Origin of the sequence: Rothia sp. HMSC064D08, assembly GCF_001809525.1 — a bacterium.
Lineage (GTDB): Bacteria > Actinomycetota > Actinomycetes > Actinomycetales > Micrococcaceae > Rothia > Rothia dentocariosa.
The window spans coordinates 269,363-292,681 of the sequence record NZ_KV797900.1; the positions used below are offsets into that span (position 1 = coordinate 269,363).

Annotated in this window: 16 protein-coding genes; 10 read left to right on the top strand and 6 right to left on the bottom strand. The window is 49.8% G+C overall.

Features of this window, described 5'->3' with window-relative positions; all coding sequences use genetic code 11:
• The first annotated feature begins 135 nt into the window (after positions 1 to 135).
• A complete protein-coding gene (gene rpsA, locus HMPREF2625_RS07995; RefSeq protein WP_004004572.1) occupies positions 136 to 1,596 on the top strand; it encodes a 30S ribosomal protein S1 in 1,461 nt (486 codons plus the stop codon).
• Between the two features lie 115 nt (positions 1,597 to 1,711).
• Here the strand turns inward: rpsA and coaE are convergent, their stop codons facing one another.
• Positions 1,712 to 2,332 (bottom strand): dephospho-CoA kinase, encoded by a 621-nt coding sequence (coaE, locus tag HMPREF2625_RS08000; RefSeq protein ID WP_246826754.1) that lies wholly within the window; start codon positions 2,330 to 2,332, stop codon positions 1,712 to 1,714.
• 33 nt (positions 2,333 to 2,365) lie between these two features.
• On the opposite strand from coaE, the gene HMPREF2625_RS11080 reads away from it, so the two are divergent.
• The 5 genes from HMPREF2625_RS11080 (at position 2,366) to HMPREF2625_RS08020 (ending at position 8,423) form a co-directional block, all read left to right on the top strand.
• Entirely contained in the window at positions 2,366 to 3,058 is a 693-nt protein-coding gene (locus HMPREF2625_RS11080) for an IMPACT family protein (RefSeq protein WP_246826792.1), read from the top strand.
• A gap of 139 nt (positions 3,059 to 3,197) precedes the next feature.
• Complete coding sequence (locus HMPREF2625_RS08010; RefSeq protein WP_246826755.1) at positions 3,198 to 4,397, top strand: hypothetical protein; 1,200 nt, start codon at positions 3,198 to 3,200, stop codon at positions 4,395 to 4,397.
• Between the two features lie 114 nt (positions 4,398 to 4,511).
• A complete protein-coding gene (gene uvrB, locus HMPREF2625_RS08015) occupies positions 4,512 to 6,680 on the top strand; it encodes an excinuclease ABC subunit UvrB (RefSeq protein WP_004004576.1) in 2,169 nt (722 codons plus the stop codon).
• A 209-nt stretch (positions 6,681 to 6,889) separates the two neighbouring features.
• On the top strand, positions 6,890 to 7,573 hold the full coding sequence (locus HMPREF2625_RS10795; RefSeq protein ID WP_083295651.1) for a transcriptional initiation protein Tat: 684 nt from the start codon (positions 6,890 to 6,892) through the stop codon (positions 7,571 to 7,573).
• Positions 7,574 to 7,727: 154 nt separating this feature from the next.
• Positions 7,728 to 8,423: a hypothetical protein gene (locus HMPREF2625_RS08020; protein WP_070523755.1), complete on the top strand. Its 696-nt coding sequence runs from the start codon at positions 7,728 to 7,730 to the stop codon at positions 8,421 to 8,423.
• A gap of 21 nt (positions 8,424 to 8,444) precedes the next feature.
• Here HMPREF2625_RS08020 and HMPREF2625_RS08025 read toward each other — a convergent pair whose 3' ends face one another.
• Complete coding sequence (locus HMPREF2625_RS08025; protein ID WP_004004579.1) at positions 8,445 to 8,843, bottom strand: winged helix-turn-helix transcriptional regulator; 399 nt, start codon at positions 8,841 to 8,843, stop codon at positions 8,445 to 8,447.
• 158 nt (positions 8,844 to 9,001) lie between these two features.
• Here HMPREF2625_RS08025 and HMPREF2625_RS08030 point away from each other — a divergent pair, with 158 nt between their 5' ends.
• Positions 9,002 to 9,604, top strand: coding sequence for an NAD(P)-dependent oxidoreductase (locus tag HMPREF2625_RS08030; protein WP_070523758.1), 603 nt, complete (start codon positions 9,002 to 9,004; stop codon positions 9,602 to 9,604).
• A gap of 77 nt (positions 9,605 to 9,681) precedes the next feature.
• Here the strand turns inward: HMPREF2625_RS08030 and HMPREF2625_RS08035 are convergent, their stop codons facing one another.
• From HMPREF2625_RS08035 to HMPREF2625_RS08055, 4 genes are all read right to left on the bottom strand, one after another.
• Positions 9,682 to 11,133, bottom strand: coding sequence for an alpha/beta fold hydrolase (locus tag HMPREF2625_RS08035; RefSeq protein WP_070523762.1), 1,452 nt, complete (start codon positions 11,131 to 11,133; stop codon positions 9,682 to 9,684).
• Positions 11,134 to 11,815: 682 nt separating this feature from the next.
• On the bottom strand, positions 11,816 to 13,156 hold the full coding sequence (locus tag HMPREF2625_RS08040) for a hypothetical protein (RefSeq protein ID WP_037230883.1): 1,341 nt from the start codon (positions 13,154 to 13,156) through the stop codon (positions 11,816 to 11,818).
• A gap of 696 nt (positions 13,157 to 13,852) precedes the next feature.
• Positions 13,853 to 15,217, bottom strand: coding sequence for a hypothetical protein (locus tag HMPREF2625_RS08045; protein ID WP_070523768.1), 1,365 nt, complete (start codon positions 15,215 to 15,217; stop codon positions 13,853 to 13,855).
• Between the two features lie 685 nt (positions 15,218 to 15,902).
• Positions 15,903 to 18,509 (bottom strand): DEAD/DEAH box helicase, encoded by a 2,607-nt coding sequence (locus HMPREF2625_RS08055; protein WP_070523774.1) that lies wholly within the window; start codon positions 18,507 to 18,509, stop codon positions 15,903 to 15,905.
• A 224-nt stretch (positions 18,510 to 18,733) separates the two neighbouring features.
• Here HMPREF2625_RS08055 and HMPREF2625_RS08060 point away from each other — a divergent pair, with 224 nt between their 5' ends.
• The 3 genes from HMPREF2625_RS08060 (at position 18,734) to HMPREF2625_RS08070 (ending at position 23,248) form a co-directional block, all read left to right on the top strand.
• A complete protein-coding gene (locus HMPREF2625_RS08060; protein WP_246826757.1) occupies positions 18,734 to 19,459 on the top strand; it encodes a hypothetical protein in 726 nt (241 codons plus the stop codon).
• A gap of 236 nt (positions 19,460 to 19,695) precedes the next feature.
• Positions 19,696 to 21,522 carry an ABC transporter transmembrane domain-containing protein gene (locus HMPREF2625_RS08065; RefSeq protein WP_246826758.1) on the top strand — a complete coding sequence of 609 codons (1,827 nt, stop codon included), beginning with the start codon at positions 19,696 to 19,698 and terminating at the stop codon, positions 21,520 to 21,522.
• Positions 21,515 to 23,248, top strand: a complete 1,734-nt coding sequence (locus HMPREF2625_RS08070; protein ID WP_070523782.1) for an ABC transporter ATP-binding protein — start codon at positions 21,515 to 21,517, stop codon at positions 23,246 to 23,248. The genes HMPREF2625_RS08065 and HMPREF2625_RS08070 overlap by 8 nt, the downstream gene beginning before the upstream one ends.
• Positions 23,249 to 23,319 lie beyond the last annotated feature (71 nt).

Here is a 23,319-nt window from a genome sequence, read left to right on the forward strand (position 1 = left end):
CCGGATGATACGCGCGGTAAGTATCCGTCAGACTCGACGTCACCTCTCGTGCTTTGAGTAGGAAACAGTAAGTGAGCGCTCGCAAACTTGCCGGAGACGTCGACCTATTATTAATCCAATTGGAGCCCTAACTACATGAGCACCAACATCCCTCAGGTCGCAATCAACGACATCGGCAACGAGGAAGAATTCCTCAAGGCAGTTGACGAGACCATCAAGTACTTCAACGATGGCGATCTCGTCTCCGGTCAGGTTGTTAAGGTTGATCACGACGAGGTTCTGCTCGACATCGGTTACAAGACCGAAGGCGTCATTCCCTCTCGCGAGCTTTCTATCAAGCACGATGTAGATCCCGGTGAAGTAGTCGCAGTTGGCGATGAAATCGAGGCTCTCGTCCTGACTAAGGAAGACAAGGAAGGTCGCCTGATCCTCTCCAAGAAGCGCGCACAATATGAGCGTGCATGGGGCGACATCGAAAAGATCAAGGAAAACGACGGCGTCGTCACCGGTACCGTTATTGAGGTTGTCAAGGGCGGTCTTATCCTTGACATTGGTCTGCGAGGCTTCCTGCCCGCATCCCTCGTTGAGATGCGTCGTGTTCGCGATCTTGCACCCTACATCGGTCAGCAGCTCGAAGCTAAGATCATCGAGCTTGACAAGAACCGCAACAATGTTGTTCTCTCTCGCCGTGCATGGCTTGAGCAGACTCAGTCTGAGGTTCGCTCCACTTTCCTCAACCAGCTCGAAAAGGGCCAGGTACGCGAAGGCGTTGTATCGTCTATCGTCAACTTCGGTGCCTTCGTCGATTTGGGTGGCGTGGACGGTCTGGTTCACGTTTCCGAACTCTCCTGGAAGCACATCGACCACCCCTCCGAAGTTGTCGAAGTTGGTCAGCCTGTAACCGTTGAAGTTCTTGAGGTTGATCTGGATCGTGAGCGTGTCTCGCTGTCCTTGAAGGCTACCCAGGAAGATCCGTGGCAGGCATTTGCTCGCACCCACGCTCTGGGTCAGATTGTACCCGGTAAGGTTACTAAGCTCGTTCCCTTCGGTGCGTTTGTTCGTGTTGAAGACGGTATTGAGGGTCTGGTTCATATCTCTGAGCTTGCTGTGCGCCATGTTGATTTGGCAGAGCAGGTTGTTTCGGTGGGCGAAGAGCTCTTCGTCAAGATCATTGATATTGATATGGATCGTCGTCGTATCTCCCTGTCCCTCAAACAGGCTAACGAAGGCGTTGATCCCAACGCTACTGAGTTCGATCCCGCACTGTACGGTATGGCAGCTGAATACGATGAAGCTGGCAACTACAAGTACCCCGAAGGCTTCGATCCCGAAGCTAACGAATGGCTTGAAGGCTTTGACGCACAGCGCGAGGCTTGGGAAGCACAGTATGCAGAAGCACAGGCTCGTTTCGAGGCACACAAGGTTCAGGTTGCTAAAGCACTTGAAGCTGACGCAGAGGCAGCCGCTGCTGCTCCCGTTGCCGCAGCTGAGCCAGCACCCGCATCATCTTACTCTTCCGATGAGAAGTCTTCCGCTGGTACTCTCGCATCTGACGAGGCTCTAGCAGAACTGCGTAAGAAGCTGACTGGTAACTAAGGTTTATTCGTTTATAGAGTAGCCTCTAGTTCTAGAGCATAAATATCACGCACGAGGGTTCCCCAAACCTGGGGAACCCTCGTGTAGTATTGTGCGTCTTTTCTCGCGTACAGTTTTAGACCTCAGCACGTAGTTCGTCCCAAACCTTTTGAACCTGTGCTTGAGTATCATCACGAGATCCACTATTGGTAATAACCCACCGAGCAATGGCGGAGCGCTGTTGATCGGTGGCTTGAGCAGAAATGCGTGCTTGGGCTTCTGCATAAGACATATTCCGATTTTTGCTAAGTCGCTCTAGACGAATGGGGAGATCTGTCTGTACCGCAATGACAGCATCAAATTCTGCAGCGCGGTGAGTCTCAACCAGGAGCGGAATATCATCAATGATAATGCCCGAAAAGTTGGGGGAGTTTACTGCATCGTCAACAATCTCAGAGGCGCGAGCACGAACTTTGGGATGCACAATAGCGTTGAGTTTCTTTCGCTCTGCGTCATGGGCAAAGATACGTTCCGCTAAACGAGCACGATTAAGGGTTCCGTCTGCATTGAGGACGGACTCTCCGAAGAGGTTGACTGTGCGAGCAAGGACTTCCTGCCCAGGCTCCATGAGTTCACGCGAGATCGCATCTGCATCAATAATAACGGCGCCTAGATCCCTGAACATCCGCGCGACTGTGCTTTTACCGCTTCCAATGCCGCCTGTCAGCGCGTAGCGACGGTACTGTGTAACGCCCATGAAACCCCTAGAATAGTAGTTGTGAGTACTCAAATGTTCCAAGAATCCCGTGCACAACGATACACAGTATTGCATGGAATAGAGCCCTATGAGAGTCTTCTTGAGATTAAGCGTAGCGAATTTATTGGTCATGTTAAACGCGTATACACAACAGATGAGGCACGCACTTACATAGATTCGCTTCGGAAGAGCTATCACGATGCCCGCCATGTGTGTTCGGCCTTTGTTCTTGGAGCGGACCGTGAAATTCAACGTTCATCGGACGATGGCGAACCTGCCGGTACTGCAGGAATTCCAATGCTTCAAGCTCTTTTAGCACGCCAGACACGCATTGATGAGGGCGGTACTGACCTTTCTGATCTTGTGGCCGTTGTTGTTCGTTATTTTGGGGGTATCAAACTGGGCGCTGGCGGATTGGTGCGTGCCTATACCGATGCGGTGGTGCAGACTCTCGATAACGCCCATTTTGATTCTCGGGAACGGATGCGGGTAGGCACCGTTTTAGTTTCTCTGGCTGAGGCTGGGCGAGTGGAGAATGAGATTCGAGCATCAGGAATTGAAGTCTTAGGTACGGATTATCTTGTAGACGGCGCCCAGATCTCTCTAGATGTTTTCGACCGGGAGCAGGAGAAGCGCGAGGCACAGGAACGTGTTATAGCAATAACTTCTGGTCGGGAAAATATCGTATGGGACGATACTCGGTGGGTAGATATTCCATGTTTTTAGCCCAGCCATATTAGATTTGGAGCATACCCTAAATTTTAAACTAGGCTAGGCATAGTATCTTGGTGCTGATTGTGGTACGTTGAATACGGTGCAGCATTGTCTGCCATATACACCGCAAGTGAAAGCCGAGAATTTTCCCGTGCATTTTAACTCTGAACAGCATAGCTCCATCGCACATACGTCTAAGCCCGATATTGGACCTGCGACTGTTGAGCAGATTCTCAATGCTTATGCGCAGGGTAACCTAGATACGCTCCTGAACGTGTTGACGCAGCGGCCGCATGATTTTGCGCAACAGCTTAACCGTATTTGCCGTGCTTTTCCTTCTGAAATTGAACGTATTGCAGTCACTCTTCAAGAAGTAGGCGAAAATCTTCCTCAAGGAACCCTAGTTCGCCTCTATAATCAGTATTCCAACGCAGCTCGCGGCGTGGGGGAGAAAATCTCTCAAGATAATTCTCGTATGCTGCATATCATCCAGGCCCCTGTGATAACTCGTGCTCATGCTGCCCGTCTACTCCTAGCCCTAGAGCTCTGTTTGGCACCTAAGATGCGTGGACTAATTGTGACCATGCCGCCTCAAGATTTTTATCGGCCTATGGAAACTGAACCTCAGCCAGTCTCATGTAACCCAGCGCTCGATGGTGCAGTTAACCCCTTTATACCCAGTCTGTGGGAAACTTTTCCGTTGGGAAACTCCAATGAAGCTGTGGCGCTGAGTGCTACAGGTATACGTGAAATTCCTGATGGGTATGAACTATCTGTTATGCTCCTCGACGATGACTACCAACGCGTGCATACCATAGAGCGGGGTGCACCAGATACTTGCTTCTCATGTTTCTGGGATGAAGAAGTAGAAGATTCAGAGAACGATATTCGATGTGGGCTTGAGCTGGGATACCGTGTTGAAGAGTACGCTGAAATTAACGTGCACCGCGCCATGAAAATGGGGACGCGGTACGTCGTAGTGACGGCTCTTGTAGGTGAGTGCTTTCCTCAGAGCACTGATGAGGATGATACCTGTAATGCACCGTCGCAAAATGGCGCTCCACGGTTTGATTCTCGGGTTGCGCCAGATCTGCGATCTTTGATTATTACCCCGGATAAAAATATTCGCCCGGTTGCGCATCGCGGCAATTTTCACGTTCTGGATGTTCCAGGGCGCACGATCTGTGCTGTACTCGATCTTTATAAGCAACGGATTACTATGCCTGCGGTCGGCATTCCAACGGAAGCTGACGAAGACGATACGCTCGCCGCTCTCATGGGAGCGCTAAATGGCTACCTGCCCATGACAGTACGAGATTTCATGCAGCTATCGGGAGCTGTAGTTAAATAAGTATCAAGTTTGGATCGTGTGGAATATGAGACCCATTAATTTCTTAGATGGTGGCATACATCTTCCTAGAGTGAAACCCTCTGATTTCTCGAATACATCAACTAGAATAGATGTATGAGTCTTGCTCCGGAGATTAAACGAGTCGTAGCCCCTTTTGAAGTTGTCAGCCCATATCAGCCAGCTGGTGATCAGCCTAAGGCTATTGCTGAGCTTACTGAGCGCGTGGAGAACGGTGAAAAAGACATCGTTCTGATGGGTGCCACCGGCACCGGTAAATCTGCTACGGCGGCGTGGCTGGTCGAATCTGTGCAGCGCCCGACGCTTGTTATGGTGCAGAATAAGACTCTTGCTGCCCAGTTAGCCAATGAACTGCGTGAGCTCTTGCCCAATAACGCGGTCGAGTATTTCGTCTCATACTATGACTACTATCAGCCTGAGGCCTATGTTCCGCAGACGGATACTTTTATTGAGAAAGACTCCTCAATCAATGAAGAAGTAGAACGCCTGCGGCACTCTGCTACGAATTCCCTTTTGACTCGCCGCGATGTTGTTGTGGTCTCGACTGTTTCGTGTATTTACGGTTTGGGTACGCCCGAAGAATATGTGGAGCAGATGGTCACTCTTAAGCGCGGGGATGAGATAGATCGTGATGATCTGCTGCGCCAATTCGTGAATATGCAGTACGCCCGCAACGACATGGATTTTCACCGTGGAACCTTTCGGGTGAGGGGTGATACTGTCGAAATCATCCCTATGTACGAAGAGCATGCTATTCGTATTGAATTTTTCGGCGATGAAATTGAGGCTATCTATACTCTGCACCCGCTCACGGGTGAGGTTATTCGAGAAGAAGACGAGATGTATGTCTTCCCGGCGAGCCACTATGTTGCTGGTCCTGAGCGTATGGCTCGCGCTATTGCTTCCATCGAAGACGAGCTCCAGGAACGTCTACAAACGCTAGAATCTCAGGGGAAGCTTCTGGAGGCACAGCGACTACGTATGCGTACCACCTATGACCTTGAGATGATGGAACAGATGGGGTTCACCAGTGGTATTGAGAACTATTCACGCCATATCGACGGTCGTTCAGCAGGTTCGGCTCCGCATTGTCTGTTAGACTATTTCCCCGATGATTTCCTGCTTATTATCGACGAGTCACACGTGACGGTACCTCAAATCGGTGCCATGTACGAAGGCGATATGTCTCGTAAACGTACGCTCGTGGAACATGGGTTCCGTCTGCCTTCTGCCATGGACAACCGCCCTCTAAAATGGGATGAATTCTTAGAGCGCATAGGGCAAACTATTTATCTTTCGGCTACTCCCGGCAAGTATGAGCTTTCACAGGCTGATGGTTATGTTGAACAGATTATTCGTCCAACAGGACTGGTGGACCCAGAGATTATTGTAAAGCCCACGAAGGGGCAGATTGATGACCTTCTTGAACAAATTCAAGAGCGTACCGAACGCGACGAGCGTGTTTTGGTGACGACTCTAACCAAACGTATGGCAGAAGACTTGACCGAGTATTTGGTGCAGCATGGAGTACGTGTGCAATATTTGCACTCCGATGTAGATACTCTCAAACGCGTAGAGCTGTTACGTGAGCTTCGCTTGGGCACTTTTGATGTTCTGGTAGGTATTAATCTGCTTCGTGAGGGACTGGACCTTCCTGAGGTCTCACTGGTGGCCATTTTGGACGCTGATAAAGAAGGATTCTTACGTTCGACGACCTCGCTCATCCAGACGATTGGTCGTGCAGCACGTAACGTCTCGGGGCAGGTACATATGTATGCAGATACTGTTACCGATTCAATGCGTACTGCTATTGACGAGACGAACCGTCGTCGAGAGATTCAACAGGCGTATAACCGGGAGCACGGCATAGATCCGCAGCCTCTGAGGAAGAAAATTGCGGATATTACAGATGTTCTCGCTCGCGAAGAGGAAGATACCCATGAGCTTTTGCAATTACGCAAGAGCGGTAAGAAAGGTTCTCGAACAGTTGAAGCCGGAGCGAAGACAGGGTCAAGTACTTCTTCGAAGATCGCAGCAAGTACCCCAGAGTCGGATGCTCTTCTTGCCAAAGCTCAAGACCGTGTTCGCGCCGATGGTCTCGCAGCTGAGCCTGCTGAGGATCTGTTGGAACTTATCGAACAATTGAGTGAGCAGATGCGTCTGGCTGCAGAAAACCTGCAGTTTGAGTTAGCGGCACGTTTACGTGATGAACTTACCGATCTCAAAAAAGAATTTCGGCAGATGCGAGAAGCTGGGCATGCGTAATGTCTTATTAAGAATGAAAATATAAAGGTTCAACCTTATACTTGTTGAGATATTGTGTTTTGTCCTAAAATTTAGAATATTGCTTCGATGAAGATATGCGTTATTTTCACTTCACAGATGTATAGGAATTTGCGCGTTATAATTACTTGTTAGCAGAGAAGCAATTACACTCACTCACAAGATATGCATAGGCATTCAAGGAGAATCTTTTGCCCAGAAATAAGTCAATACCTATTAATCGACGTGCTGTGGCTAAGGGCGTCGCATGGGCTACCCCGATAGTGATCGCTTCTACAGCGGTTCCAGCAGTTGCTGCATCCCGATGTGACCCTAAGAGCGCCCCTGGATTTCGCCAGGCGGGTTCGTGGGCCATTAAGAATCCAGACAGAGGAAAACTCAAGTCCGCTGGATCTAATCGTCCGAGCACGTTTCATGGAAAAGAATATTGGATTTCAAATACAACTGCTTTAGGTGAAGAACCCGCTACTATTAGGATTACTGCGGGGTTTGAATCAGGATCTGATGACAGCAGTATTTTAAATACTGAATGTGGTATGTATCGTGTACGTATCTATATGACGGCTATAGAAACACGAGCAGCTTCCGGAGAATACCGTGGTAATCCTAAAGTAACTATTACCCTGAGAGATCCTCGAGGAAAACTTATTAACGGAAAAACTCTTCGATATACCACTGACCCCGCTGGACAACCTGGAGGGTTTATTCCAGTTCCCTTAGGTGAAGATATACAGGCACAAGAATGGACTCTCAAAGCAATTCCTGGAGTCTATAGGTTTGAGGCTGTCTTTGACGTTCCTGCCGAGGGCCTGGAGTCTCGTCGAGTCCAGAATCGTGGTCTTGGCTTTACTGTGCCAATTTTTGAGCCAATGTAAAGTAGATTATTTTGCATAACCTTGTAAATACACAGAAAGATAATAATGTCGTAGCGCATATGCATAGATTTACACGTATACCTACACTCTGGATGTGTTCTTGTTCCATAAGGGTTTAGGTGGTCATCAAAACTTGAAAGAAGGAACAATACCTGTGCGAACCGGTGCGTCGCAGAGCTGCGATTACAGGGCAAATCGCCGCACTGTTACTAAGGGTATAGCCTGGGCTGTACCTGCAGTGCTGTCAGCAGTGACAGTACCAGCTTTTGCAGCTTCCGGCTGTGAAGATGTACCTGGACCCAGTTTTGCCCAGTTGGAGCGGTGGTCTATCTCCAATCCTGCATCCGGGGAGCTGATATCGCCTGCCTCGAATGGGATAAAAATTATTGGTGGGCAGGAATACTGGATGTCGGAAAGCACCGCAGTAGGCAATGAAAAAGCGAGTATTGTTTTGCGCACGGCGTACCGTGCTGGCTACGATTCAGAAGCTCAGCTACGACCAGGATGTCGGTATTCTTTTAAATACTCTGTAGCGGCACATGACGCAGACCATGGTAGGCGCAAAGGCAAAGGTGACGTCAAGTTGGATGTTTACCTCTATGACCCTGAAGGGGTCCAGGTGCGTAACAGTGGGCATACCTATACGACAAAGCCGAGGCAGAACACTAACAAATCAACCTCTGTTCCTCTTGGCGGGCAGGTGTCTGCGCATGAGGTTTATGTAACTGCTCAGGAAGGGCTTTACCGCCTCGAAACTGTTATTACTGTTGCCGCGGAAGAAAAACGGCGCGATAAAGTCGTAGCCCGAGCAATCGGAATTACCTCACCCTGCTTTGAATTTGCGGGGTAGATGCTTCCTGCCTAGGGAAAACTATGAGGCAACAACGTTCTGATCGTAACGTTCGCGGGCGGCGAGAACTGCATCCATATTAGTTTCTGCCCACTGGCGTAAAGCATTCATCGGGGCAATAAGTGTATTACCAAGCGGAGTTAATGAATAATCTACACGTGGTGGCATAGAAGCCGTGACCGCGCGGGTGAGCAGGCCATCGCGCTCCATGGAGCGCAAAGTCTGGGTAAGAACTTTGGGGGATAACCCTTCGATATGATCCTTAATCTCCCCAAAACGAGCACTTGGCTGATCGGCAAGAACAGCAACAATCATAGGAGTCCAGCGGTCCGTAAGATGTCGCAATACAGTACGTGAAGGACACGCGCTAGCCAGAATATTGGCGGGGGCTCCATTATGTGATGTTAGAGTTGCAGCCATAACTACTTTCCAGTCCAAAAATTGAGAAAGTTTCTATAGTTACCTTGAGGTATCTGGTTACTAAAGGATACTATTGTCTCGGAAGCCCGGCAAGCCGGGGGAGTAGAAGGCAAAAATCTGAGCTATTGGCATGCTTGGAAATAGGAAAGGATAAACAGATGAATATTGCGGTTATTGGGGCAACCGGTATGGTCGGGGAACGTATTGTGGCAGAGGCGGTCGCGCGCGGGCATCAGGTCGATGCATACAGCCGTTCCGGTAACGCTGTACCCGGTGCAGAGGGAAAAACCGTTGATCTAGCTAACACCGACGAACTTGTCTCAATCGTTAACGGCCACGACGTTACCATTATTGCTGTTTCTGCCGGTCGCGGTACTTCTGCAGATCCGGTTATCAACGCTCATAAGGCGCTAATTGCAGCCAAGCCTGCTGGCCGTCTACTGATTGTAGGTGGTGCCGGTTCCCTCATGGACGAAAATGGCGTGCGTCTCGTTGATACCGCTGGGTTCCCCGAGGCATACAAAAATGAAGCCAAAGCTTTCTGCCAGATCCTTGAAGAATACCGAGCATCCGAAGGATTAGCTTGGACGTTGCTTTCCCCCGCACCTCTTATCCGTCCCGGTGAGCGCACCGGCAAATACAATGTATCGCTTGACACTCCTGCTGGTACTGAGATTAGTGCTGAAGATTTTGCTGTTGCTCTGCTTGATGAAGCGGAAACCCCAAAATATCCTGGTGTTCGCTTTACCGTTGCTCACTAAAATGTAGGGGTCGGAAAAACTAAAATCCGGTACAGCTTCGTAAGAAGCTGTACCGGATTTTAGTATTCACGAAGAATTTACTGATTATGAACCTCTGCTAGCATATTCTTCAAATGGCCCAAAATAGTGAGTGGATCGGAACCAAAACCATCATGATGATGAGTTTTTGAGGTCCATACCTGAGTATTACCAACCCATCGGGCTGTCTCCATTGAGTTCTCAAAATCCACATAAATATCTGGGTTGTAAGCTGCAGCAACTACCGGAACCTCATTCCGATGCAACTGCTCATGATCGTAGAGTCGACCCCAATCTTTCTTCTCCGCAAGAATTTGCGCAACATCTGCCAGAGGGCGCAGGGCAGGATCTTCTTCGTAGTACCACGGGAAAATGTGCTCGCCCGTGAAGAAGAGAGTATCGGCTTCAGGCGAAAACTCGGGGCGCTGTGCCGCTACCCGTGCCGCTGCCCAATTAGTGGGGGCAGGCGAAGGTGAGAGCTCATAACCCGCAATGCCCGGCAAGGTACCGTCAGCGGGACCATCTGCATAGATCGTCTCATGCATAAGGGCATAGAGAGGATTTGCCAGGAAAGAAACTTCGCTGCTCATGGATGAGAGGAACTGATCTGAGAGGCGATCATCTCCTTCAGCGAAAGCAGTTTCTAAGAAGTAGTGCAGACCGCGCTCGCGCCAGCGCCCACCTAAATAGTGGCCAGCCATCTGAAAACGGTGATCGGTCAGACGCTCACCCGTGGGAAGGTACTCTTCGTGGGTGCGCAGATGTTCTGCGATGCGAGTAGCGAGAGCTGCATCCTCGGGAAACCACTCATAGTATTCCTTGTTGCGCTCAGCCATACGATCGAAGGTATGCTGGTACACGTTGTCTACTGTGGTGCGAATTGGTGCCAAACCCGCAGTAATCCTCGAATCACGCAGTGATTGTGGGGCGAAGGACAGGTAAGACAGAGTCAAGAATCCGCCGAAGGACTGACCGATGGTTGACCACCGCTTGTCCTTACGGCTGGCGAGCAAAACCTCGCGTATAGCTTCCGCATCTGCGATGATAGAGTCTGCCCGGAAAAGCTCAACATATTCGGCCTGAATCTGGGGGTCACCCACCGCTGTAATGTTGCGTGCGGATAGGGGAGAAGACATACCGGTACCACGCTGATCCAGCAGGATAACGCGGTGAGTTTTAGCCAGCTCGGCTATCCACCCACCGATGGAACCGGTCTTAGGGGAACCAAACCCAGGACCGCCCTGTAGATAGACGATATAGGGACGCTTCTCGACGGGAAGAGTCAGAGTCTCGCTTGTATTGATGACTTCACGAGCAAAAATTTTGATGCTTTGATCTGCAAAACGTGAAGATAGCGCGGCATCACGCCCTTTGGAAAAAATCAGGCCGTGAGTGAGCGGAACCTGAAACCAATGGTCGATAATTTCGTATCCATCATGTTTGACGACGGTGCCTTGGCGGTATTCAACTTGAGGAAGTGCAGAAATGGTCAACGGTGAACCTTCTTTCATACCTATAAACTCATCATGTATATAGTCTATCGCGCCCCACCTCTTAAGGCAGAGCGCGATAGTTTTATGGTAGTGCAAGAAGTCAGATTCGCTTATATATGCGTATTCATGAATATATTAGGAAAGCTTGCACAGCGAAGACTCAGCGGTTCCATTAACACGACGACCTGGGGAACCCGGGGGTATGCTTAAGAAATATTAGAGGTATAGATGTGCTAGTTATCTACATATGAATCGCTCGCATCCCGATGCCGCCTTGAGCAGAGACCTGATACGACCTTCTACAGCTACTGGTAATAGAAAATGTAAAGGCCATATCCTTCTTATCTACCGTCACTGTACATGTACGTGACGTACCGTCGGATGAGGTATTTGCAAAGACTTGTCCGTAGCCCCCCATATTCACATTCCACTGATGATGCGTAAGCGGGGAATGGTAGTACTTGCTGTCACGAGGGAGACATGCCATGCCGACCCCTGTACAAGAAGTTCGACGAGATAAGGAGGGGATTTTGCTTTCATAGGATTAAGGTAAGGCATTGAAAAGTTGATATAAAGATTTGCAAAGTGCAGTAAGGGGACGGAACAATCAACGTATAAGGTGTAGATCCCTAGTTACACGTATTAGAGGGATAAGAAATACGGTGCGAAATACTTGTACGTATTTCGCACCGTACTTTATTTACTTGGTCTTCTTATCTGCTGTGAAATTACGGCACACCACAGCGGTTGCCGCGCCATTCACACGCATACCGGGCTTACCAATGTTGCTACCAGTAGTTATATTGGAGTCATAGACGCGAGAGGTATCGACGTAGGACCCTCCACCGCCACCTGCGCCGGAGAACGCCGCCGAGCCAACTGGTGACCAGTATCCCCCCTCGATGTAGTTCCCATCAACCCAACCTGTGACAGAGGCGTAGGATTGATCCGCGCCATAACCGGCAGCGGTAGTCACTGACGCGCTACCGCCGCCGCCGTATCCGCCGCCGCCGGTTGAGCCGTGGAGAATGGAACACTGGTTCAGATCACTTGTGCGGTACCAGGTAATAGCCATACCGATACCAACCACGCCTGCACCGCCTTGACCTCCATTATTTCCTTGGGAATTTTTTGTGAGGGTAGCATCGGCACCTGCGTTACCGGCAACGTTTTGGCTGAATAAGTAGCGCTCTTGTGAACCCTCAAAGGAAATAGCGCTGTTGCTCTTCGGATCAGACAAAGAACCTGCAGGTGCACCTGCTCCGCCCTGCCCATTACCGCCTCCAAGACCACCGTTCATGTTGAGGGCAGGTCCTGGGAAGAACAAGTAGGTTTCTTGGTAGCTGCCGCCGCGTTCACCCACACGTCCGCCAGAACCGCCGTTTGCCATATCGCCTGTATTGAATTTGAGACCTTTAAAGCTTTCAGGCTGCGGACCGTAAAACTCCTTATTCCAAGAAGTACGCGAAATCTGACGAGCCCCTGCGCCACCGCCGCCACCAGCAATAGCAATAGGAGTACCATTCAAGAGAATTGCTGATGCACCGCCGCCAGTAGGACCATATAGCTCGTTTATTAGGCTCTTGCTAGAATGCTCCTTGTACCGCTTCGTGTACTCATTTTCATCCATGATCGCTTCACTATGAGAGCCACCGTCAGCCCAGCCTTTACCCGGTGTAGACGGGGTATTATTATATGGGCCTCCGCCGCCAGCAATGATGAAGGTTACCTCATCGGTTGGGTTAAGATCAAGGGTTCCGGTAACAAGAGCACCAGAACCACCGTGGCCATCGCGGGCATTGCCTTGATAAGTACCACCGGCTCCGCCCAAAAGGGTGAAAGTCATGACTTCAATATTGCCAGCGGTGAAGGTGTGGGTTACAGAATCCCCGTTTGTTGTAGTGTTAGTGGGTACATCCAGGGTAATACCTGGGGTGCACAGCGATGATGCAAAAGCTGGTACAGAAGCGCTTGCTACGACCATAGGAGTAGCCCACGCAGCACCTTTAACAACGTTGCGGCGAGATATGGAATGCTTCATTGTATCCTTCCAGTGTTTGATGTGTGAGTGATATGAAAATCTTGGCGCTAGTTTTGACGCACTATCGAATGATGGCATTATCACCACTGTCATTAGTAGGCGATAGGTGTCATTATCCTTGGTACCTCTGCAGATTTATCAGTCAGAGCTGTTAAAACTCTGATATGAAACTGCTCTGCAGAGATGAGAAAGTCCTAAGTTATTTTGTGTAGTGGCGCCTTTCGAGGATGGATATAGTGCGATTATTTGAAGCGCATGGATTATTTAAAGATTATAGAGTATTTTCTCTGTGAAGAGTATTCCCAAAGTTGAGAATATTATAAAATTCACTATTTTACGTCAATATTGATGTGATATTTACAAATCTCTCAACCTCTTACGGAATGATATTGAGTAAAAATATTAAAAATGTGTCATGTAGTGAATGAGGGAGCATAATGAAATGCGTGAGAAGAGATTTTGATGTAGGGAGCATCTAGAAATGATTTATTGGTAAAGTTATTTTTGATAAAATTTATGGCTTGCGATACACATACATGAAGTCAGATTCGAAATAGTATTGATGTAAAGTTTTACTTGTTTGAGGTATATGAGATAAGGCTTTGCATGGTCAAAATTCTACACATGCAAAGCCTTATCTCTAGAGAGCGCCGTAACGCGTAAGCATCATCATATGCTATTCGGCGTTGTCTTTACTTACTCACCTTTATTGTCTTTATTATCCGAGTTTTCTTTCTTGGGGTCATCGCTGTTGGGGAGGCGGCACCAAGAAAGTTCTGCCACGGCGTTAATACGGCTCAAAGCAGTAGCCGGACGGGTGACCAGATCCGGTAGGATCTGCCCTTCAAGGAGAGCATCATCATGGGTTAGGTATGAACCGCCCGCACCCGCGCCGCCAGACACGGCGGCAGCACCAACAGGAGCCCAGCCGCCTCGGTCGTATTTAACCCAGCGCTGATCAGAAGCATAAGCGCCTGCGGTCGTTACGGAGCCAGAACCGCCCCCGCCGTAACCCCCGCCACCGGTTGAGGAATGCACAATCGCGCCCTGGTGCAGATATTTGTGGGTAAACTGACGGTTATCGACAAAGGCTCGACCAACTACGCTGCCACCGCCTGTGCCGCCGTTATTGCCGAGGCTGTTTCTGTCAAGGGTAGCGTCTTCACCCGATTTGCCAGCTACATCCTCGTAAAATACGTCGTTCTCATCGTTAGTGGCAAAAACAATGGAAGCATTGGAATCCATATTGCGCAGACCACCTGTCGTTGCGCCAGCGCCGCCTTTGCCATTCTCACCCGCAAAACCACCGTTTGCTCTTATGCTAGGACCGGGGAAGAACTTGTAGATTTCAGAGAATGAGCTGCCATTTGCGCCGTTTCCAGCGCCGCCGCTGCCGCCTTGAGCAGCTTCGGTCGTTTCAAGAATGAGAGGGAGGAACTCTTTGGGTTGGGGACCGGACTGCATATCGTTCCATACGGTGTAGGAATAGAACCTAGTCCCCGCTCCGCCACCTCCACCGGCGACGGCAATGAGTTTGTCATTGAGGAATACCGCAGATGCGCCACCGCCTGTAGGGCCGTAGTATTCCTCGGCAGTGTTGGGGCCTTCAAAGAATTTGACGGTGCGTGCGTCGGTCGTTTTGTAGGATGGCCCGTGTGAACCGCCATTAGCCCAGCCCTTACCTGGTTCCGTTGGCTTATCGCGGTTATAGGCGCCGCCCCCAGCAAGAACAAACTTGAGAACGTCATTCTCCTTGACCGCAAGAGTCCCAGTAATGAGTGCGCCTCGGCCGCCGGAACCATGCATTGCAAGACCGCGGTAAGAGCCGCCCACACCGCCAGTAATGCGGAAAGTAACGGTTTCAACACCAGCAGGAATGGTGAAAGCTTCTAGGGTAGATGACCCATCATTAGTGAGGTTCTGGTTAACCGGGACAGAAATGTCGGGAACGCATTTTTCGCGGGATGATGCGTACACAGGAACAGCGGAGCTGGCGATAACAATGGGGGTTGCCCATGCGGTGCCCTGAATAACACGACGTCTAGAAATTGAGCTTGCCACGTATGATAATCCTAAATGTCTGAGATGTAGTGATAACTGTCTTTCCCTGTTTGCCTATCAGAGCAAATTCCGGGATGCGTTACTGAGCACAACAGACACAAAGAATTACATAGGCGAACCTTAATATGTAATCAACAGTATATGTCAGGTATAAGTATATACTTGGCAGAATATATGCTGATATTAAGGTTAGATTCTTGTTATCTGTGTGTTTTGAATCGTAACTGTATCTTATAGTTTACGTGGTTGAAGGTTGTAGTGGTCGGAAACGCAGAGAGATTTTGGTAGTGCACTTCCATAAAATTTGTTTCAGATCACAAAAAATTTAGGATTTATAGAAGTTTTTGTGATGTAAGATACTAAATATTCTAAAAATTTAGGCACTTTGGCAGAAAATTGTGATTTGTAACATATTTTTCTAAGTAAAGAAACTATTCTTCATATTTGGAAAATGAGCGTGTTCGATAAACGCGGTATGTGGACTATAAGTACATCAAATTACGCAAACTATTTGCAATGTATGACGGTGCAAAATGATGTGGAAGAGGATAAATTTATAGACGCGAGGGGCAATCCTACCCTCGATAGTTTAAGGCTATGCGAACTCTATAGCACTGGAATCGTTGTATTGGATTATGAAATGTTTAAACAATGCATTGAAAGTACGCAGCTGATCGCACATATTTTAGAATTCACCCACACTTAGGATCTTCAGAACTGGGTAACCAGCATCATCGGAAACAGCAAGATTTACCTCCGCCCGAATACCCCAGTCGAAGTTGTCCTCAGGATCAGCAAAGGTCTGCTGTACTTTCCATACGCCAGGATGTTCCCGCACATCATCGTCAATCTGAACGAGCTTAGGGGAGCGAGCCTCAGCATCCGTATAGATATCGTCGTGGGCATCAAAATAGTCATCCATCGCATCCGCCCAAGCGTCAGCATCCCATCCTGAGGCCTCATCTAGTTCCCCAAGTATGTTCTCTCGCTCATCGGCGAAAAGCTCAACACGGCGGAAGAGAGCATTGCGCACCATTACCCGGAACGCACGTACATTCTTCGTGACGGCTGGGGGAGTATCATCCTTAATCTCGGCGGCGGCACGGTCAGTTGCCAAGGATGCAGCGTCCTCGCCAGCGGCAAGTTTCTCCCACTCGTCCACCAGCGATGAGTCGGTTTGGCGCACTAGTTCACCCAGCCACTCGATAATCTCCGCAAGATCATCGTTGACGGCCGACTCGGGTACCGTTTGCCGCAGCGCTTTATACGCATCCGAAAGGTAACGTAACAGCACGCCCTCACCACGTTCTAACGCATAGTACTGCACAAAGTCGTTGAAGCCCATAGCGCGCTCGTACATATCACGCACCACAGATTTTGGATGCGGCTCAAAACGTGCCACCCAGGGTGCCGACTGCTGATACGTAGTGTATGCCTGCTCGATTAACTCAGTGAGAGGCCGAGGGTAGGTTACCTGATCGAGCTCATACATACGCTCGTTATACTCCACGCCGTCTGCCTTCAGCTGCGCTGAAAGCTCGTTCTTAACCTTACGCTCCTGTGCATATAGCACCAGGTGAGGCGGTTCCAAAGTTGCCTCAATCAGCGAAAGAACATCTAAAGCATAGTTGGGAGAATCAGGATCCAAAAGTTCAATGGCTGCCACCGCGAATGCAGAAAGCGGCTGATTTAAAGCAAAGTTATCCTGTAAATCTTCGGTAAGCCGCAGGTATGAGCCATGCTCATCCGGGGTATCTGTGCGCTCAATAACCCCGCCGGTCAGTAGTTCCTTATAGATACTGACGGCTTTACGCAAAAGCTCCCGGCGACGCTGTGGAGGCTCATGATTCGCCTGAAGAATGCGATAGGCTGCGACCACCGGGTTCTGAGGGCGCTGCATCAGGTTCAAAAGCATTGAGTGGGTAATATCGAACGAAGAAGTCAGCGGCTCAGGCTCTGCCGCGACCAGCTGATCGAAGGTCTTCTCTGACCAACCCACAAAACCTTCCGGCGCTTTCTTGCGTTTAGACGACAGTGACTGATTAATCTTCTTTGTATCGTCACCGAACTTCGCCTGTGCTTTGGCCAATAGGCGCGCATTTTCTATATCGTGTTCGGGCGCCTGCACCACTACGGTACCGGCGGTATCAAAACCAGCTCGACCGGCACGTCCCGCGATTTGGTGAAATTCACGTGCGCGCAGGCGGCGATTCTTCGACCCATCAAACTTCGACAAGGCCGTAATAAGTACAGTGCGAATAGGTACGTTAATGCCTACGCCCAAGGTATCGGTACCGCAAATCACCTTTAACAACCCGGCCTGCGCAAGCCTCTCCACGAGGCGACGATATTTAGGGAGCATTCCCGCATGGTGAATACCAATACCGGCCCGCACCAGTTTATTCAGCGCCTTGCCGAAACCCGGACCAAACCTGAACTTCGCAATAAGCTGCGCGATCCGCTCTTTCTCTTCCTTTGAAGCAATAGCTACCGGCAGCAGCGCGTTTGCCTGTTCCAGGGCGGCCTTCTGCGAAAAATGAACAATGTAGACGGGGGCTTGCTTAGTCTGCACAAGCTCCTGAACCGTTTCCTGAATGGGGTCGGTTGAGTAGTAGAAATGAAGCGGAATCGGGCGGTCGCTACTGGCAACCAGCACACTTTCGCGGCCGGTGAGCGCTGTCATCTCTTCCTGGAAGCGCGTGGTGTCGCCCAGGGTCGCGCTCATGAGCAAGAATTGCGCCTGCGGAAGCTCCAAAAGCGGCAGCTGCCATGCCCAGCCGCGTTGCGGATCGGAGTAGAAATGGAACTCATCCATAATAACCTGGCAGACATCCGCAGACTTACCCTCGCGCAGAGTAATATTTGCCAGGATCTCGGCGGTACAACAGATAATGGGGGCATCTGCGTTAATAGCTGAATCCCCGGTAATCATACCGACATTTTCGGCACCAAAAATCTTGATAAGATCAAAGAATTTCTCGGAAACAAGCGCTTTGATGGGTGCGGTGTAGTAAGAACGCTGCCCAGTCGCCAAACCGGTAAAATGCGCCGCCACTGCCACTGTAGATTTACCAGAACCGGTGGGGGTAGCCAGCACCACGTTATGCCCCGCCGCAATTTCCAAGACAGCTTCATCTTGAGCCGGGTAAAGCGTCATGCCTCGGCTAGAGATCCACCCGGTGAATGCCTCATAGATTTCATCAGGGGTGAGCGGATTGCCGGTATAGTCGCGCCGTTTGTAACCGCCGGGATTCTCCGCGAGTTTGGGGGAAAGGTATTCAAGAATGCTCATGGTGCTTCAAGTTTACCGAGTCTAGGGGCAGAGAATTAGCAGAATCCGTCAAAATCAGCGATGCGCACAATATTGGGTGACTATTGCGTTGCGCAAGATATACACGCCACAGGAAACTTAGGTTATGGTCATTTTTTACGCTAGCAGAAACCCCTCTGACTGTTAGACTTGCGTATAGCGAAGTGCGGTTAGTTTCCCTTCTGATAAGGAGTACGCAATATAGCATGAGAATATCCTTAAAGGACACACAAATAGCGGGATACTGGGCGACCGCAAGGAAAAATACTCTTGATGATTGTGTGTCAGAACTTCACTATTTTATGACCTCGCTTGAGTCACTGTACCCGGGCGGACACTGGCGTATCATGCGCGAAGCTCCTCAGCGGTTAGGGGCCAATGTTGAAAATTCTACTCCCGGACTGACTGATCTGCTACTGGGCCAGCTAGAGGGCGCGAAAACTCCAGATGCAGACGCCTCATTTGGGTACTACTTTAACCTTGAATATCTGGGGCCGCTCCCAATAATTGTCCAAGGATGCGTGGGAATACAAACCGACAATAAGAATTTTAAAAACTTTGTCCTGATCAAATTTTGGCGAGACCCCGAAGTGCCAGAATCTTCACAGGGAGAACCCACTCTTGAATCCGGTCACCAACTGCTAGAAACAATTATTCGTTGTTGGTCACCGCACTTAGCCACATGGACAACAACCACTTGGTTACGTGCTGTACCGAAAAGAGAAGCGTATACACCATCTCTAGGATGGAAAACCTATTTCAGCGAACCAGCAGTATGCGAACTAATCAGCGACTTAGGAAAACCCCTGTATCAGGGAATACTTCTTGAAACCTCATCGGATATTCACGATGTCACCCCGGAGAAAATTGTGGCGCTTGCGCAAGAACTATCGAACCGTGGAGTCGAGAGTGTACTCTACCGCGGCACATGAACGTATAGAATCAGCGTCTTGAGTCTTCGCGCCAAAAATTACTGCGTGACATCCCATGTTGTGTATGTTTCATCTAGATTGTCTACAAAACTATCGTAGCTAGTTTTCTGTAGGCCCTCGTGAAAATAAGCGGTACAGCAGAAAACTATAAAATCTGCAATGCAACATGTCACATATATAAGGTAAATGTGTTAGCCTCAATATTTAATGAAATAGAGGGTATAAGCGAGGCACATATGGCGAACGTGGATGAGCAGCATCACCAAAGAAGTACAGAAGAAGCTCCCACTAGTACAAAGACGACACAGCACCAGCAGAAAAATCCTACACAGTCCTCACAAACTCCCAAGGTAGGTATTTCTGACGATGACCTGAAAAATCGGGTATCTTTACGTGTGAGTGCCCCCGGTTATACATATCCCTGGTACCGTTGGGTTATCCCCATGCTTGGCGAAACTACTGCGGGTATAGGCGCTATCGGCATTCCCGTTGTCGTGGGCACTTTTATCAACCACCAAATCGCAGGACACACGGCTGATGCCTGGCTGCTGTTTTGGGTCGTTGTCGTCTCCATCGGGTTTATCGCGCTCAACGAATACTTTGGGTGGGGCGCATCCATGAAATTTGGTGCCGAGCTAGACCGCGACTGGCGCACCTATATTAACGCCCTGCTCAACCGCGCAGCGCATAAGAACAATGCGGGTGAGATGGTTACCGTTATGAGCAAAGACGTGCGCCGTATCAGCGCAGTATTCTTCTCAATCCCTCTCTTCACCAACGCCATGATTATCGCAACTTTAGGCGCTATACAGTTGTGGCTCATTAGTCCGCTCACTGCTGCGGTGACTCTTACCGGAACAGCCTTAGTGATATGGGTTCTGGCGAAATACTCCACCTTCATGGAAAGTAAAGTGGGCGTCTACCGCGCGAAAGATGGTGAAAATTCTTCGCGTGCCTCAGATATAGCAACAGGACTACGCACCATCACGGGACTGGGCGCGGAACAGCAAATGCGCGAGCGCTATCACCAGGGAGCAGATGATGTTTTCGATGCTCTCATGGAATATGAGAAAACTCATCGCTGGATGTTCCTTATCCGCGTATTCCTCAGCGGAACAGTCACCCTGCTTGGTATTGGTTTCGCGCTGACGGGACACGTTGAGAACGGACGCTGGGTACCTGATGTTCCAGCTGCTTCCCTAGTAACGGTTGCTTCTATTATCGCCATGATGGGTGGGCCCGTCTGGATTTCACAAAACTTTCTCACCGAATGGCGTTACGCCAAGGTGGGGCTGGCTAAAGTTGCTCGGCTTGAAGGGTACGCCGGGGTACGTCAAGGTGTGCTCAAAGAACCGCGAACAGATACCGAACTTGAAGCATATGTGAGCCATGGGAAAGAACACGATATGCCGGTCGTCGATATCCCGCAGGTTCCCGCAAAGGCACGCAACGCGCGCATCGTATACATCAATCCTCGACATTGGCAGCTGACTGCTCAAGAGTATGCAGAATCGCTTGTCGAACATGTGCGTGCGCTCGCTGCCGAAAAACTGCCGGATAAACAGCGAATCCTACTAAGTGAGCCTAACCCTATGATTTTCGCCGGAACTTTGCGGAATCACCTACGTCTGGGCACCGTACCGCCCGAAGATACTATAGCTGCGCAAGCGAAAGATGAAGCTCTCCTTCAGATAACCGACTCTAGCGAAATTGCTTACCGTTTGGGTGGGCGAAATCCAGATGAATATTTTGAAGCGCTGATCACTAGTGAAGGGGCTAACCTGTCGGGCGGACAACGCCAACGTTTAGCTCTTGCGCGTGCTCTCGCTCAGGACACCCAAATACTCATTTTGACTGAGCCCCTTAATTCTGTGGATGAGCCAAGCCAGAAATATATTTACGACAGACTTGAGGAATGTGTGGGCACGCCTGCAGCACCAGAGCTCTATCCTGGGCTGCTTGCGGGCTTTGAGACTATTTACATTATTTCGACAACTGCAGAAGTATCTCGGCGTATTGCGCGAGATAACAATATCGAAACCCAGAGGGTAAATCATGTCTAAGTTACCAACCGAACCGCCCCGTGTGGTTGTGCAGAAAATGGGTTCTTATATTGTGCGTTATAGAGGGCGTGCATTCTTCACTTTTATGGTTTATGTGTTGAGCAGCGTCATGGGCGCGGTAGTGCCTCTGCAGATTGGTGCAACTGTTGACGACGTTGTGGCTGGTAAGTATGCGCAATTTCCGTGGAAACCTGTATTGATCATTCTTGCCGCTACTGTTGCTCAAGCCATCGTGATGCTTTTGGCTATGTACAGCGCCGCCCGTCTTGGCGCCCTCGTAACACGCCAAGCAAGTATAGATACCATCGATGCAACTCTAAATCTTGATGCGCGAACCGTCGAGGAATCCGGCAGCGGCGACCTGCTCACACGAGTAACTGATGACCTGTCTTCAGCCTCGAACGCCGTCAGCTTTGACCTGCTCGAAATTCTTTTTGTGATTCTGTATTTCGTAGTTTCTATGGTTTCACTTGCCGCACTCAGCATACCTCTGAGCGTTATCTTCCTGCCTATGATTATCGGCTTGGGCTTGCTGATGGGATATTTTCTGCCGCGTCTTGCCCGTGAAAATCAGAGCGTGCAGGAGATTACGAGCGAGCTTAATAGCGTGCTGACCGAGAACGTCCGGGGCGCATCCACCATTCGTGAACTTGGGGTGCATGATGCCCGCAACGAAACATTCGAGGCTGATAACGACCGGCGTTATCGGGCTACACTCAAGATGGTGCGTATACGCCAGAATTATTACACGCTTGATGCTCTGAATGCGTGGTTCCCTACCGTTATCTGCTTGCTCTGGGGGTCCTTCTGCGTCATGCAAGGGTGGGCAACCTGGGGTGCCTTGGCGACTGCATCCATTATGGTTTTCAGCCTGAGAACTATGGCGGATATTTTGGGGCATCACGTGGGCAATATACGCATAATGCTGGTTAATATGGGGCGTGTGTTTGGGATTATTAATCTGGCGCAAGCGCAGCGTGCTCGGCGCAAAGATATTCGTAGAGCACAACATCATGAAACTTTGGGGAATACCGCACATGTAATCGAGTGCTCCCATGTTTCGTACGGTTATTCTTCAGATGCGCTTGTACTGACTGATATTAATCTGAAGATTGCACCTGGGGAGTGCTTAGCGTTAGTGGGGCGTTCTGGCTCTGGAAAAACCACGCTTGCAAGGCTCATTGGCGGTTCCTTGAGCGCGCTTGACGGTACAATCCGTGTGCTGGGAAAACCAGTTGGCAATGGGGAATTTCCAACCGACAAGTACGAAGATGGTAGGCCGCGACTACTAGTCTGTACCCAAGAGGCACATATTTTCTTTGGTACCGTTATTGATAATTTCACTGCTGTAGTACCAGAGGCCACCAAGAAACAGATCGGTGAAGCTCTGGATGCTGTTAACGCCCGCTGGTGGCGTGAGCTTCCCCAAGGGTTGAAGACGCGCATCGGTACGGGAGATCATGAACTCACCCGTGACCAGATTCAGCAGCTTGCTTTAGCGCGCATCGTCGCGGCAAACCCTCACGCGGTTATTCTTGATGAATCGACCACCCAGCTTGAGCTTGTGGACGCGACCGAATCATTACAGGCCGTGCTCGCGAATCGTGCTGTGTTGATTATTTCGCACGATGCGCGTATCGCATCCCTGGCAGACCGTGCCGTTTTGCTTCAGGAAGGCATGATTACCGCTGAGGGCACGCCCGCTGAGATTTTCGCTCTGACCTAGAAGATGATAGTCAAGAACCGTACACTCTCTGCCCTTCTTGTAGATGGGCACAACGGCACGATAGAGAAGAA

Excerpts from the sequence above, each read along its gene's own strand:
- rpsA (WP_004004572.1), top strand. The coding sequence starts at position 136 with ATGAGCACCAACATCCCTCAGGTCGCAATCAACGACATCGGCAACGAG.
- coaE (WP_246826754.1), bottom strand. The coding sequence starts at position 2,332 with ATGGGCGTTACACAGTACCGTCGCTACGCGCTGACAGGCGGCATTGGA.
- HMPREF2625_RS11080 (WP_246826792.1), top strand. The coding sequence starts at position 2,366 with ATGTTCCAAGAATCCCGTGCACAACGATACACAGTATTGCATGGAATA.
- uvrB (WP_004004576.1), top strand. The coding sequence starts at position 4,512 with ATGAGTCTTGCTCCGGAGATTAAACGAGTCGTAGCCCCTTTTGAAGTT.
- HMPREF2625_RS08025 (WP_004004579.1), bottom strand. The coding sequence starts at position 8,843 with ATGGCTGCAACTCTAACATCACATAATGGAGCCCCCGCCAATATTCTG.
- HMPREF2625_RS08030 (WP_070523758.1), top strand. The coding sequence starts at position 9,002 with ATGAATATTGCGGTTATTGGGGCAACCGGTATGGTCGGGGAACGTATT.
- HMPREF2625_RS08035 (WP_070523762.1), bottom strand. The coding sequence starts at position 11,133 with ATGAAAGAAGGTTCACCGTTGACCATTTCTGCACTTCCTCAAGTTGAA.
- HMPREF2625_RS08040 (WP_037230883.1), bottom strand. The coding sequence starts at position 13,156 with ATGAAGCATTCCATATCTCGCCGCAACGTTGTTAAAGGTGCTGCGTGG.
- HMPREF2625_RS08055 (WP_070523774.1), bottom strand. The coding sequence starts at position 18,509 with ATGAGCATTCTTGAATACCTTTCCCCCAAACTCGCGGAGAATCCCGGC.
- HMPREF2625_RS08060 (WP_246826757.1), top strand. The coding sequence starts at position 18,734 with ATGAGAATATCCTTAAAGGACACACAAATAGCGGGATACTGGGCGACC.
- HMPREF2625_RS08065 (WP_246826758.1), top strand. The coding sequence starts at position 19,696 with ATGGCGAACGTGGATGAGCAGCATCACCAAAGAAGTACAGAAGAAGCT.
- HMPREF2625_RS08070 (WP_070523782.1), top strand. The coding sequence starts at position 21,515 with ATGTCTAAGTTACCAACCGAACCGCCCCGTGTGGTTGTGCAGAAAATG.